Origin of the sequence: Nocardia sp. NPDC057353, from assembly GCF_042667085.1 — a bacterium.
In the GTDB taxonomy this organism is placed as follows: domain Bacteria; phylum Actinomycetota; class Actinomycetes; order Mycobacteriales; family Mycobacteriaceae; genus Nocardia.
On the sequence record NZ_JBHVAK010000031.1, the window covers coordinates 26,303 to 39,046 of the forward strand.

A 12,744-nucleotide genomic window follows, 5' to 3' on the forward strand; every position below is an offset into this window, starting at 1 on the left:
GGTGCGCGGCCCCTGGCTGCCCGTGTCGGGATCAGCGAAGCTGCTCGCCATCGATCCAGACGTGCCTGACCAGGGCCCCGTCCGGGGCATCGAGCGCCGTGTCGAGGGGCGCCGCGAGGAGGACGAGGTCGGCGGGGGCGCCGGGGGTGATGGAGCGGGGGCGGAGTTCGGCGTCGCGCAGGAAGCCGTCGAGCACAGTCCGGACCGGGACGCGTTCGCCCGCGCCGAGTTCGCGGGTGGCCGCGGCGCGCATGATCTCCCACGGGTCGAGCGGGCCGTAGGGGGCGTCGCTGCTCGGCAGGACCGGTACCCCCGCGGCGAGCAGCCTCGCGTAGGGGTAGAGGAAAGGCAGGTCGTCGGGGTCGACCTCGGCGCGGTAGCGCTCGCGGTTGGCGACCGCGAACGCGGGTTGGGTGACGACGGTGAGGCCGCGGAGGGCGGCGGGGTCGGGGATGACGGCGCCGTGCTCGATCCGGTCACCGGGCAGGATTCCGACCTCGTCCAGTGCGGCCAGGGTCAGGAGCAGCGAGACCCGGGTGACGCAGTGGACGGCCACCGGGAGGCCGCGGTGGTGCAGGGTCGCAATTCGATCGCGGAGTTCGTCGTAGAAGGGGAGGTCGTGGTCGTGCAGGAGCAGTTTGCGCTCGCCGAGCAGGGTGACCCGCTGGGGTAGGGCCGGGGCGTCGGCGAGGCCCGGGGTGGCGTCGGTGACGCCGGTGATGCCGAACGCGGTGAGTTCGCGGCCCAGCGCGGTGAGATCGCCTCGGCGAGGCCAAGTTCCGCGCAGGAGGTCGTCCAGGCGCCACAGCCGGCCGGTGGGTTCGCCGGAGGCGTCACGCTCGATGCCGGGTAGGTGGGGGAGGGGGGCGAGCTCGGCCAGTGCGGCGGTGTTGAGCATCCAGAGGGCGCCGGAGCGGTGCTGGACGCGGACGGGGCGGTCGGGGACGAGCCGGTCCAGGGTGTGGCGGTCGACCGACACGCCTGCTCCGACGGCACGGACGCGGGGTGCGTCCGTTCCGCGCAGAGCGTCGAGACCTGTTGTGCAGTCGACGGATTCGCGGGAGGCCGCCGTGCTGTGCAGGTGGATGTGGTGGTCGTGCAGGCCGGGCAGGAGCACGGCGCCGTGACCGTCGACCTCGGTCTCACCGTCGGCGCGCAGGCCCGGCCCCACTTCGGCGATCACCCCGCCGCGCGGACCCGGCCCTGCTCCGGCGGTCACTCGGTCGCGCGGAGTCGGCTCTGCTCCGGTGACCACGCCGTCTTGCGGGCGTGGCCTTGCTCCGGTGACCACACCGGCGAGCGGGTCCGGCCCTGCTCCGGTGATCACGCCGGCGTGCGGGGCCGGTCCGGTTTCGGGAGCTGCGGCATCGGCGAGGCGCACGTCGACGCCGGTGGTTCCGTCGGCCAGCGAGACATCGCGGATCAGCCAGCTCACAGGAACGTCTCCAGCGCGTGCGCGCCCGGCGGCGGAGCCGAGCCCGCCGCTGCGCGCGGCGCGGGTTCGCGGACCGGGAACGTGCCTGCCTCGCACTCGACCCACCATCGGCCGTCGCGCGGAAACACGGTGTGGGCGGGGACCGGTCCGGCGGCGGCCGCGGCCGCGAGGTCGTGCATGGAGATATCGATGAGCCGGGCCCGCTCGTCGAGCAGCGCCTCGGCCGCCTCGGCGGCGGCGACGGCGCCGGTGAGCGGGTCGGCGAGCGCGTCGCCGCCGGGGATCGGGGTACCGTCGGCAGTACCGTGCAGCCCGGCGCAGGCGGCGATGTCGTCGCCGAACCCGACCCGGTCGGACCCGCGCCCGCGCGCGGTGATCGACAGCCACGAGACCCCGGAAGCGACCAGCGCCTCGGCGTCGAGGCCGAGCCTGCGCAGCGCGCGCGGGCGGGACGCCTCCACCACCAGGTCGGCGCCCGCCACCAGCCGGGCCAGGTTCTCTCGGCCGGCGGGGTCGTCGAAATCGACGGTGACGCTGTACTGCCCGTGGTGCATGAGGTCGTAGAACCCGGTAGGCCCGGTGCGGGCGCCGTCGGGGCGGGTGCGGCTCTCGACCTTGATCACCTCGGCGCCGGTGCGGGTCAGCAGGTGGGTGCAGAGCGGGCCCGCCCACAGCGCGCTGAAATCGATCACGCGGGGCCGTTCGGTGCGGCGGGCTCGGCGGCCGCCGGTGCCGCGGCGCACCGGTTCCCGCGCGGAGGGGGAGTCCAGCGCACCGCCGGGCAGCCCGAGCAGGGCGATGCGCTCGTCGGCGGCGCGGGCCGGTAGTTCCCGCGCCCACGCGGCGAGCGCGGCCCAGGGATCCGCGCAGTCGTCGGTCTCGACCAGCGCGGGGACGAGCGCGATGTCGTCGGGGCGGGCCAGCGACAGGCCGACGTACCCGTCGCGGGCGGGTAGCGCGCGGAAGCGGCCGCCGCACGACCAGGGGGCGTTGCGGGTGAAGCCGGTGAACGCGGCGCGCTCGCCGAGCACGGAGACGCCAGGCAGCGCGGGTGCGTGGCCGGTGCGGGCGGCCGCGGCGGCGGCCACCCGCGCCAGCGCCCGCTCGACGACGAGCGCGGGCGAACCGGGCGTGACCGCGGGCGGCCCGCCCGGGTAGCCGGTCAGCGCCATCGCGCCCGAGCGCGCCCACGCGGCAGGCGCCGATCCTGCCCCCGCCGAGCCGGGAGCGGTGCCAGTTCTCGCTCCTCGCGCCCGAACGGGTCCACTGGGCTCGGCGGTGGTATCCGGCACGTTGGCCTCCTGCCCGCCGCACCCGGCGGCATCCGGCCTGCCCGCGCCCTGTCCGCTGGGCTCGGCGGCGGCGGTATCCGGCATGCTCGCGCCTACCTCGAATCCCGCAACTCGTCGGCGAGCCCCCAGCGCACCGCGGTCTCGGCGTCGACGGCGGCCCCGGTCAACACCATCCACGCCGCCCGCCACCGCCCGATCCGATGCACCACCCCGACCGTCCCGCCCGCCCCCGGCACCAACCCCATGGACAACTCCGGCAACCGCAACCGGGTATCGGCGGCCACGTGCACGCGGTTCGCGAAGGCCGGAACCTCGACCCCCGCCCCGATGCACGACCCGTGCAGGTGGGCGTGCACGGTGGTGCCCGGCCGCCGAGCCAGCCGGTGCAGCGCGTACCCGGCACTGCGCTGCAGCCGGACCGCGTGCGAGGTGGGGGCGTGCGTGGCGGTGCCGAACTCGTCCAGGTCGCCACCGCTGCAGAAATCCGGCCCGGCGCCGTGCAGGTGCACCTCGGTGATGCCGGGATCGAGCGCGGCGATGTCGAGCGCCTCCAACAGGGCGTCGCGGACCCCGCGGGCGAAGGCATTGCGCCGCTCGGGGCGGTTCAGCGTGAGGTCGAGCCGGTTCCCGGTGCGCTCGGCCAGCACCGGGGGCGCGGCGGGCTCCGGCACGGCCCGCACCGGGCGGGCGGCCCGCCAGGCGGCGAACTCGTCACCGGCGAGCAGCACGGAGTAGGCCAGCGACTCCGCGACCAGCGCCTCCGCCACCGACGCGGCCGCGGTGAGCCGCAGCAGCCCGGTCATGGCGAGCGCGGCCAGCGGTGCCCGCTCCACGGCGTCGGCGATCAGCGGCAGGCTGCCCGGCTCGGCCACCACCAGCGGCGACCACTCCTCCGGCGCGAGGGTGCAGGTGAGCGCGGCCAGCAGCGGATCGGCCGCGGGCGGTGGGCGCCGGGTGGCGACGCCGATCGCGACCGGGCTCGCCGGGTGGGCGAGCACGGCGGTCGCGGCCTCGACCGCCGGTGCGTCCCACGATGTCCCGTCCAGCTCGACCACCAGCAGCGGAGTCGACGGCACCCCGTCGGAATCGAGCGTGCTGACCGAGGAGCCGAGCGCGGTGTCGGCGAGCTCCGCCACCGAGAGGGCGGTCGATGTCGGTGCCGGTGTCATCGCTCGATGGTCGCACGCCGCATTCCGGTTGCGCTCGGCGGTGAACGTGTGTTCACCTCAGGGGGAACGTTCGTTCGTCTCGGTAAGGAGCCTCCGTGCACAGTCCGGCGAAAGCGCCGCCGAATCGGCTGCTCACCGCGGTGCTCTGCCTCTCCGGGATCGTGGTGGCGCTGCAGCACACCCTGGTGGTGCCGCTGCTCGGCAAATTCCCGGAGATCCTCGGGGTCGACTACCCCAGCGCCTCGTGGCTGGTGACGATCACGCTGCTCAGCGCCGCGGTGGCGACGCCGATCCTGTCCCGGCTCGCGGACATGTTCGGCAAGCGGCTCATGATGCTGGTCTCACTGGCCACCATCGTGGCCGGGTCGCTGCTCGCGGCGCTCGGCGGGACCTTTCTCGCGGTGCTGGTCGGGCGCGGACTGCAGGGGCTGGCCTCGGCGCTGGTGCCGATCGGCATCGCCATGCTGCGCGACGAGCTGCCGCGCGGCAAGGTCGCGGGCGCGACGGCGCTGATGAGCGCGACGCTCGGGATCGGAGGGGCGCTGGGGCTGCCGCTGCCCGGCGTGCTCTACGAGCACCTGGGCTGGGAAGCGATCTTCTGGCTCTCCGCGGGCGCGGCGGCGCTGCTCTTCGGTGCGGTGCTCGCCGTGGTGCCGGAATCCGCGGTCCGCACGCGCGGCCGGTTCGACGTCGGCGGCGCGGTGCTGCTCTCGATCGCGCTGGTGGCGCTGCTGCTGGTGATCTCCAAGGGCGGCGCGTGGGGCTGGACCAGCGGGTACACGCTCGGCGCCGCGGCGGTCGCGGTGCTCGGCTTCGCCGTCTGGTTCCCGTTCGAGCTGCGGGTCAGCCTGCCCATGGTCGACCTGCGCACCTCCGCGCGCCGCCCGGTGCTGCTCACCAATGTCGCGGCGCTGCTCTGCGGCATCTCCATGTACGCGAACATGCTGGCCACCACCCAGGAGCTGACCATGCCCGCGAGCACCGGGTACGGCTTCGGGCTCTCGGTGCTGGCGGCGGGGCTGTGCATGATGCCCGCGGGGCTCATGATGGTGGTGTTCGCGCCGGTCTCGGCGCGGATGATCGGGCGGATCGGGGCCAAGTACACGCTCATGATCGGCACGGGGCTGCTCGCGGTCGCCTACGTGGGGCGCGCGCTGCTCAACGGCTCGGTGCCGCTGATCATCGGCGGCGCCATGTTCGTGGTGGTCGGCACCGCCATCGCCTACGCGGCCATGCCCATGCTGATCATGGGGTCGGTGCCGATCACCGAGACCGCGTCGGCGAACGGGCTGAACACGCTGCTGCGCTCGGTCGGCACCGCGATCTCCAGCGCGCTCATCTCCGCGCTGCTCACCACGGTCACGGTCCAGGTGGGCGGGGAGCGGCTGCCCGCGCTCGCCGCCTTCCAGCTGGTCTTCGTCATGGCGGCGGTCGCGGCCGCGGTGGCGACGGCGGTCGCGTTCTTCATCCCGCGGGTGGAGCCGCCCGCCGACCCGGTGCCCGACGACGAACAGCTCCCGGACGAGCTGGTGGTCACCGGGACGGTGCGCGGCAGCGGCGGCGAGCCGATCCGGCACGCGGTCGTCACGGTGCTGCGCACCACCGGCGAGCCCGCGGACTGGGGGCGGGCCGACAACGCGGGCGAGTTCACCGTGGTGCTGCCCGCGCCGGGGCCGTACCTGGTGATCACCGGCGCCGACGGGTGGGCGCCGGAATCGCAGGTCATGGAGTTGGCCGCGGACTCGGGGCCGCCGAGCGTCGTGCTGACCCGGCGGCTCAGCCTGCACGGCAGGGTCACCGCGGCGGGGGAGCCGTGCGCGGGTGCGGTGGTCAGCCTGGTCAAGGCCAGCGGGGAGTATGTGGCCGCCACGGTCACCGACGGCGACGGGGGCTACGAGCTGGCGCAGCCGGCGAGCGGGCGCTACCTGGTGACCGTGCTCGCCGCCGACCGGCGCACCGCCACCAGGCACGTCGCCGTGCTGACTCGGCCCACCGCGGTCGACTTCGAGCTGGAGCACGCGCTGCAGGCGGCCCGGTGAGCGACCGATCCTCCCGGGACGCCGTGGTCGCGGCCGCGCGCGAGCTCTTCGCGCGGCGCGGCTACACCGCGACCACCATCAAGGACGTCGCCGCCGCGGCGGGCTGCTCGCCCGCCCTGGTCATGAAGCTGACCGGCAGCAAGGCCGAGCTCTTCGCCGCCGCCGACCCCTCCGCCGCCGCGCTGGAGGAGCCGGTGCCGCCCGCGGGCGAGCCGCCCGGCTTCCTCATGGTGCGGCGGCTGGTGGAGCGGCGCCGCGCCGACGAGCCGGAGCCGTGGGCGATGGCGCCGGTGCTCATCCGGGAATCCGACGACCCGGCGCGCACCCGCGCCGACGTCCGCGCCCGCTACCTGGACGCCGTGGCGGAGCGGATCGGCGACATCGCGCCGGACCGGCTGCGCGCCCAGCTCGTCATGGCGCAGCTGCTCGGGCTCGCCGCCGCGCTCCGGCACCTCGAGCTGCTCGACCCCGCCGCCATCGACGACGAGACGCTGATCCGGCGCTACGGCGCGCTGGTCCAGCGGATCATCGACGGAGAGGGGTGAGCACCTACTCGCCCAGCGCCGCCAGCCCGGCCGCGACCAGCGGCTCGACCGCCCGGTGCGCGTGCTCGAACCCGTCGCCCTCGGTGGCCCCGGCCCGGTGCCGGTGCGTGATCCCCTCGGCGATCACCGCCAGCTTGAGGTGCGCCAGCCCCAGGTAGAAGCCCCAGTCGCCGAGGTCGCGCCCGGTGCGCTCGGCGTACCGCTGCGCGATCGCGTCGGCGCCGGGCAGCCTGGCGCTGGTCCACGCCGCGGTCTCGCCGATGATGGCGTCGAGCGCGGAGTGCCGGTAGGTGCACATCTGGGCCAGGTCGGCGAGCGGGTCGCCGAGCGTGGAGAGCTCCCAGTCCACCACCGCCGCGACCCGCCCCGGCGCGGCCAGGATGGTGTTGTCGATGCGGTAGTCGCCGTGCACGATCGAGACGGCCGAGTGCGCGGGGATCGCGGCGGCGAGCCGGTCGTGCAGCCGGTGCAGGTCCGGCAGCTCGCGCGTCCGCACCCGCTCCCACTGTCGCGCCCAGAGCGCGACCTGCCTGGTCAGGTACCCCTCCGGGCGCCCGAAGCCGGCCAGCCCGACCTCGCCCGGCTCGACCTCGTGCAGCGCCGCCAGCACCCGGATCAGCTCGTCGGTGCAGGCGGTGATCTCGGCGTCGGAGAAGGCGTCCAGGTCGTCGGCGGTGCGTACGACCCGCCCCTCGACGAACCCGGTGACCGCGAACTGCGCGCCCATGACCTGCTCGTCGGTGCAGAGCGCGACGGTCGGCGCCACCGGGACGCCGCTGCCCCGCAGCGCGGCGCAGACCCGGTACTCGCGGGCCATGTCGTGCGCCGACGGGGTGAGCCCGGCGGTGGGCGGGCGGCGCAGCACCCAGCGGGTGCGGTCGTCGGCCACCAGGAAGGTCAGGTTGGACTTGCCGCCGGAGATGAGCTCGGCCCGCAGCTCGCCCTCGATCGCCACGTCCCGCTCGGTGAGGAACCGGTGCAGCGCGGCCAGGTCCAGCCCCTCGTGCACGGTGGCGGTCACTGCGCCTGCTCCCGCGCGGCCCGCTTGGCGGCGCCGACGACGCGCTTGGCCAGCGCCCAGCGGTGCACCTCGGACGGCCCGTCGTAGACCCGGAACGGCCGGACCTCGCGGGAGAGCCGGGCCAGCGGCAGGTCGTCGGAGACGCCGAGCCCGCCGCACATCTGCACCGAGCGGTCCACGATCCGGCCGATGGCCTCGGCGCCGAAGGTCTTGGCGATGGCCGTCGCGTTCGCGGCGGCGTCGCCCTGGTCCAGCTCCCAGCAGGCGCGGACCAGCAGGGCCCGGGTGGCGGCGATATCGATCTCGTTGTCGGCGACCAGCTGCTGCACCATGCCGAGATCGCCGAGCGCCGAGCCGAAGCCGCGGCGCCGCGCCACGTGCGCGACGGCGATGTCGTGCGCGCGGCGCGCGGCGCCGAGCCAGCGCATGACGTGCGTCATGCGGGCCGGGCCGAGCCGCACCTGGGCGTAGGCGAAGCCCTCGTCGACGGCGCCGAGCACCGCCTCGTCGGGGACGAAGAGATCGTCGAAGAAGACCTCGCAGTGCCCGCCGATCATGGACTTGTCCAGCGTGCCGATGTGCCGGTCCACCCGCAGCCCCGGCGCGTCGGCCGGGGTGAGGAACATGGTGGCGCCGCCGCGGTCGCCGGGCGCGCCGGAGGTGCGGGCCATGACGATGAAGAACCCGGCGCCGTCCGCGCCGGTGATGAACCACTTGTGGCCGTTGATCTTCCAGCCGCCGGGCGCCTTCTCCGCGCGGGTGGTGAGCGCGGAGGGGTCGGAGCCCGCCCCCGGCGCGGGCTCGGTCATGGCGAAGGCGGAGCGCTGGTCGCCGTGCGCCAGCGGCGCCAGGAACTGCTCCTTCTGCCCCTGGCTGGCGACGTGCGCGAGCAGGTGCAGGTTGCCCTCGTCCGGCGCGGCGATGTTCACCGCGAGCGGGCCGAAGAGCGAGTAGCCCGCGGCCTCGAAGACCGGGGCGCGGTCGCTCATGTCCAGCCCGAGCCCGCCGTACTCGACCGGCGCGTGCGGGGCGAAGATGCCGCGGCTCTTTGCCTCGCCCTGCAGCTCGACCCGGATCTTGTCGGAGCCCGCGACGGCGATGTCCCCGCCGTTCGCGTCCTCGACCGGGAGCACCACCTCCCGCACGAAGGCCTCGGTGCGGGCGACGAGGCCGGTGACCTCGTCCGAATACGACAGCTCCACGGTCATGACGCTCCCGTCGGGTCTCGCCCGCCCCTCGGCCGGGTGCGGGCTAATGACCATTAGCCTAACTTGCCGCCGTGCGGACCGCCCAGGGAGGTGTGGTCACCCGGATTCGGCTACTCGATGATTGCCGACGTCCCCCCGGGCGCGATCGGGAGGCGTAGCCACCGCTCCGCGGGGCATTCCGTGCCGAACCACCTCTGGCGAGGGCCCGCCGGGCTCTCGCGGTCGGAAGGAATGCCCGGTGCCCCTCACGCTCGCCGAGATCGCCCGTCGTCTGCGCTGCCCGCTCCCGCCGGGGACCGGGGCCGAGGTCGTCACCGACGTCACCGCCGACTCGCGGGCGGTCGAGCCGGGCATGCTCTGGTTCGCGCTGCCCGGACAGCGCCACCACGGCCTCGACTTCGCGGAGCAGGCGCTGCTGCGCGGCGCGGTGGCGGTGGTCAGCGACCGGCCCGCGCGTGCCATCCCGACCCTGGTCGTCGCCGCCCCGCGCCCCGCGCTCGGCCCGCTGGCCGCGCTGCTGCACGGCGACCCCTCGCGGCACCTGCCGGTCTTCGGGGTGACCGGCACCAACGGCAAGACCTCGACCACCTACCTGCTCGACGCCGGACTCGCGGGCGCCGGGGTCCCGCGCGGGCTGCTCGGCGGGATCGTCGCCAGGACCCCCGCTCGCTCCGAACCCGCGAGCCGTACCACCCCCGAGGCCGACGTGATCGCCAGGCACCTGGCCCGCTGCCGGGCCGACGGCGCCCGCGCCGCGGTGCTCGAGGTGTCGTCGCACGGCCTCACCGAGCACCGGGTGGACGGCACGCACTTCGCCTGCGCCGCCTTCACCGGGCTGGCCCGCGACCACCTGGACCACCACGGCTCGATGGAGAGCTACTTCGCGGCCAAGGCCGCGCTCTTCGACCCGGCGCGCAGCGAGCGCGCGGTGGTCGCCGTCGACGACGCCTGGGGGCTGCGGCTGGCCCGGCGGGCGCTGCTGCCGACCGTCACCTGCAGCACCACGCCCGGCGTCGCGGCGGACTGGTGGGCCACCGACATCCGCGCCGGGCTGACCGGGACGAGCTTCCGCGCGCACGGCCCCGACGGCTCCTTCCCGGTGCGGCTGCGGCTGCTCGGCACCCACCAGGCGCGCAATGCCCTGACCGCGCTGGCGGTGCTGGCGGGCGCCGGGTTCGACCCCGAGCTCGCCGCGGCGGGCATGGCCGAACTCGGGGTGGTGCCGGGGCGGCTCGAGCGGGTCGACGTCGGGCAGGACTTCCTGGCCTTCGTCGACTACGCGCACAACGAGGACGGCCAGCGCGCGGTGCTGGCCTGGGCCAGGACCGCCACCGCGGGCAGACTCATCGTGGTGATCGGCGCGACCGGCGACCGCGATCCCGGCAAGCGCGCGGTGCTCGGCCGGACCGCGGCGCACCGCGCAGACCTCGTGGTGGTCACCGACGAGAGCCCCGAGCACGAACCCGCCGCCGAGCTGCGCCGCCAGGTGCTCGCGGGCGCCACCGGCGGCGAGGCCGTGGAGATCGCCGACCGCGGCGCCGCCATCCGGCACGCGGTCGCCGCGGCCCGCCCCGGCGACCTGCTGCTGCTCGCGGGCCGCGGCGCCGACACCGTCCAGCGCTACGCCGCCGCGACCAGGCACTTCGACGACCGCGCCGAGCTGGCGGCCGCGCTCACCGAGCGTCAGCCCCCGCTCGACCCGAGCAGCCGGGCGGCGAGCCGGGCCAGCGGGCGCTGATACGCCGAGCCGAGCACCCGAACCAGCAGGTCGGTGGCGTGGGCATCGGCCCCGACCAGGATCCTGGCCCGGCCGCGGGCGGTTGCGTCGAGGATGGTCCGCGCCGCCCGGTCGGGGTCGGTGCGGGCCATCCGGTCGAAGAGCTGGGCCAGGTGCGCCAGCTCACCCGGATCGGTGCCGGTCGCCCTGGTCGCGATCGGGGTGCGGACGCCGCCGGGGTGCACGCAGGACACGGTCACCGGCTGCCCGGCGAGCAGCATCTCCAGCCGCAGCGATTCGGTGAAGCCGCGCACCGCGAACTTGGCGGCGTTGTAGGCGCTCTGTGTGGGCGCGGCGAACAGCCCGAAGATGCTGGAGGTGTTCGCGATCCGCCCGGCGCCGGAGGCGATCAGGTGCGGCAGGAACGCCTTCGTCCCGTGCACGACGCCCCAGTAGTCGATGTCCATGACCCGGGCGAGGTCCTTGACATCGCTGTTCGACACGGTCCCGGCGAAGCCGACCCCGGCGTTGTTGAACAGGTCGTGCACCGCGCCGAACCGCGCGACCACCGCCTCGGCGAACCGCAGCACCTGCTCGTACTCGGCGACGTCGACGACGCCGGTCTCGACCTCGGCGCCGAGCGCGCGGCACCCGTTCGCGGTCTCGGCCAGGCCGTCGGCGTCGACGTCGCAGAGCGCGAGCCGCGCTCCCCGGCGCGCGAGTTCGGCCGCCATGCTGCGGCCCATCCCGGACGCGGCGCCGGTGACGACGGCGACGCGACCGCGGTACTGCTCGGACATGTTCTCTCCGTTCGGGATTCGATCGGCCGCGCGGCTCAGCCGTCGATGCGGTCCAGGTAGGCGCGGCGCCGCTTGGCGTCGTACTGCCCGGGGTCGCGGCCGACGAAGCGGCGCTTGACCGCGCGCAGCGCCGCCTCCGGGACGCCCTGCTCGACCGTGCCCATCGGTGCCAGCCAGCGCGGGATGGTCACCTCGGCGCGCCGGTGCCGCACGGTGTCGGCGATGGCCTCGCCCACCTCGCCGGGTTGCAGCGTCGGCTGCAGCGCCAGGTTCACCCCGGAGGTGAGTTCGGTGTGCACGGCGGCGGGCATGACGGTGGTGACGGTGACCCCGGTGCCGTCCAGCTCGGCGCGGACCGCGCGGGAGAGCGCGGCGACGGCGAACTTGGAGGCGCAGTAGACCGCCGCGCCGGGCGTGGTCACCTTGGCCGCCATCGACGCGACGTTCACGATGTGGCCGCGCCCGCGCGCCACCATGTCCGGCAGCGCCAGGCTCATCCCGTTCACCACCCCGCCGACATTGATCGCCAGCTCCCGGTGGTGCCCGGGGAGGTCGAGCTCGAGGAAGGGGGCGAGCCGCATGATGCCCGCGTTGTTGACCAGGATCTCCACCGGCCCGCTCGCCGTCGCGGCGGCCAGGAAGGCGGCGAAGCTCTCCGGGTCGGTGACGTCCAGCGGGGCCGCGTGCCCGCCGATCTCGGCGGCCGTCGCCTCGGCCGCGGTCGCGTCGATGTCGCCGATCCAGACCCGGGCGCCACGGGTGGCGAGCGCCAGCGCGGTGGCCCTGCCGATACCGCGCGCCCCACCGGTGACGCAGGCCGTCACGCCGTCCAGCCGGGTCATCGCCGCACCTCCGGCCGCGGCGCGCGCATGGCGAAGTAGCCGATCGCGCGGACCACGCCGGCGGTCGAGATCATCTGCGCCCGGCCGAGGTACACGCCGGGCACCAGCTCGACGATCTCGTCCCGCACCCGCTCCATCGGCACCACCCGGCTGCCGGGGTTGCCGAGCGCCGGGTCGGTGTAGGTGACCGCGACGACCTGGTTGTGCGGGGCCAGGATCGCCTTCTCGACCCGGTGCGTGAAGCGGAAGCCGCGGTACACCGAGCCGGTGCGCACCCAGCCCCGGTACCCGGGGACCGCCGCGCGCAGCGCGAGGTAGGCGAGCCGGTTCAGGCGGTTGGCGCCGGTGCCGGTGGCGGCGTCGAAGCTCTTGCCGACCCAGCCGGGCTCGATCGCCACCACCGGGTTGAGCAGCGCCAGCGCCGGGATGCCGAAGAGCTTGCCGACCACGATGCCCTCGTAGTCGCCGTGCAGCTCCGGCGCGGTGCCCGCGGCGAAGAGCGCGTCGAGCAGTGCGCGGTCGTCGGCGGCGCTTGCCGCGAGCACGTGGTCCCAGCAGGCGAGGCGGGCCCTGGCGGGGGCGGTCGCGGTCAGTTCGCGGAGCTCGTCGAGCAGCGCCGCGGGGTGATCGCCGGTCTCTCGGGCGATCGCGCTCGGGAAGGTCACGGGATTCCTTT

11 protein-coding genes are annotated in these 12,744 nt (G+C 75.3%); 3 read left to right on the forward strand and 8 right to left on the reverse strand.

Annotation, left to right across the window (positions count from 1 at the left end):
• Positions 1–31: 31 nt before the first annotated feature.
• From ACFUUZ_RS17815 to ACFUUZ_RS17825, 3 genes are read right to left on the reverse strand one after another with little or no spacing between them, the layout of a single operon-like run.
• The gene (locus ACFUUZ_RS17815) at positions 32–1,435 is read right to left on the reverse strand and encodes an amidohydrolase family protein (RefSeq protein WP_378697415.1); all 1,404 of its coding nucleotides are present in this window, start codon (positions 1,433–1,435) and stop codon (positions 32–34) included.
• Positions 1,432–2,811, reverse strand: a complete 1,380-nt coding sequence (locus ACFUUZ_RS17820; protein WP_378697417.1) for a CoA transferase — start codon at positions 2,809–2,811, stop codon at positions 1,432–1,434. The genes ACFUUZ_RS17815 and ACFUUZ_RS17820 overlap by 4 nt, the downstream gene beginning before the upstream one ends.
• A gap of 8 nt (positions 2,812–2,819) precedes the next feature.
• Positions 2,820–3,896 (reverse strand): enoyl-CoA hydratase-related protein, encoded by a 1,077-nt coding sequence (locus ACFUUZ_RS17825; protein WP_378697419.1) that lies wholly within the window; start codon positions 3,894–3,896, stop codon positions 2,820–2,822.
• A 95-nt stretch (positions 3,897–3,991) separates the two neighbouring features.
• On the opposite strand from ACFUUZ_RS17825, the gene ACFUUZ_RS17830 reads away from it, so the two are divergent.
• Together ACFUUZ_RS17830 and ACFUUZ_RS17835 are read left to right on the forward strand one after the other, a co-directional pair.
• Entirely contained in the window at positions 3,992–5,935 is a 1,944-nt protein-coding gene (locus ACFUUZ_RS17830) for an MFS transporter (RefSeq protein WP_378697421.1), read from the forward strand.
• On the forward strand, positions 5,932–6,480 hold the full coding sequence (locus ACFUUZ_RS17835; protein WP_378697423.1) for a TetR family transcriptional regulator: 549 nt from the start codon (positions 5,932–5,934) through the stop codon (positions 6,478–6,480). The genes ACFUUZ_RS17830 and ACFUUZ_RS17835 overlap by 4 nt, the downstream gene beginning before the upstream one ends.
• A 4-nt stretch (positions 6,481–6,484) precedes the next feature.
• Here the strand turns inward: ACFUUZ_RS17835 and ACFUUZ_RS17840 are convergent, their stop codons facing one another.
• Both ACFUUZ_RS17840 and ACFUUZ_RS17845 read right to left on the reverse strand, forming a co-directional pair.
• Positions 6,485–7,501, reverse strand: coding sequence for a phosphotransferase family protein (locus ACFUUZ_RS17840; RefSeq protein WP_378697427.1), 1,017 nt, complete (start codon positions 7,499–7,501; stop codon positions 6,485–6,487).
• The gene (locus tag ACFUUZ_RS17845) at positions 7,498–8,709 is read right to left on the reverse strand and encodes an acyl-CoA dehydrogenase family protein (RefSeq protein WP_378697429.1); all 1,212 of its coding nucleotides are present in this window, start codon (positions 8,707–8,709) and stop codon (positions 7,498–7,500) included. The genes ACFUUZ_RS17840 and ACFUUZ_RS17845 overlap by 4 nt, the downstream gene beginning before the upstream one ends.
• 238 nt (positions 8,710–8,947) lie before the next feature.
• Between ACFUUZ_RS17845 and ACFUUZ_RS17850 the strand changes: the two genes are divergently transcribed.
• Positions 8,948–10,447, forward strand: coding sequence for a Mur ligase family protein (locus tag ACFUUZ_RS17850; RefSeq protein WP_378697431.1), 1,500 nt, complete (start codon positions 8,948–8,950; stop codon positions 10,445–10,447).
• Here the strand turns inward: ACFUUZ_RS17850 and ACFUUZ_RS17855 are convergent.
• From ACFUUZ_RS17855 to ACFUUZ_RS17865, 3 genes are read right to left on the reverse strand one after another with little or no spacing between them, the layout of a single operon-like run.
• Positions 10,393–11,226: an SDR family NAD(P)-dependent oxidoreductase gene (locus tag ACFUUZ_RS17855; RefSeq protein ID WP_378697433.1), complete on the reverse strand. Its 834-nt coding sequence runs from the start codon at positions 11,224–11,226 to the stop codon at positions 10,393–10,395. The two genes, ACFUUZ_RS17850 and ACFUUZ_RS17855, sit on opposite strands and share 55 nt — an antisense overlap.
• A 35-nt stretch (positions 11,227–11,261) precedes the next feature.
• Entirely contained in the window at positions 11,262–12,068 is an 807-nt protein-coding gene (locus ACFUUZ_RS17860; protein WP_378697435.1) for an SDR family NAD(P)-dependent oxidoreductase, read from the reverse strand.
• Complete coding sequence (locus ACFUUZ_RS17865) at positions 12,065–12,733, reverse strand: hypothetical protein (protein ID WP_378697436.1); 669 nt, start codon at positions 12,731–12,733, stop codon at positions 12,065–12,067. Before ACFUUZ_RS17865 ends, ACFUUZ_RS17860 begins: the two co-directional genes overlap by 4 nt.
• Positions 12,734–12,744 lie beyond the last annotated feature (11 nt).

Bases quoted from the DNA above. Each gene is read 5' to 3' on its own strand.
- ACFUUZ_RS17820 (WP_378697417.1), bottom strand. From the start codon at position 2,811: ATGCCGGATACCGCCGCCGCCGAGCCCAGCGGACAGGGCGCGGGCAGG.
- ACFUUZ_RS17845 (WP_378697429.1), bottom strand. From the start codon at position 8,709: ATGACCGTGGAGCTGTCGTATTCGGACGAGGTCACCGGCCTCGTCGCC.
- ACFUUZ_RS17860 (WP_378697435.1), bottom strand. From the start codon at position 12,068: ATGACCCGGCTGGACGGCGTGACGGCCTGCGTCACCGGTGGGGCGCGC.
- ACFUUZ_RS17825 (WP_378697419.1), bottom strand. From the start codon at position 3,896: ATGACACCGGCACCGACATCGACCGCCCTCTCGGTGGCGGAGCTCGCC.
- ACFUUZ_RS17855 (WP_378697433.1), bottom strand. From the start codon at position 11,226: ATGTCCGAGCAGTACCGCGGTCGCGTCGCCGTCGTCACCGGCGCCGCG.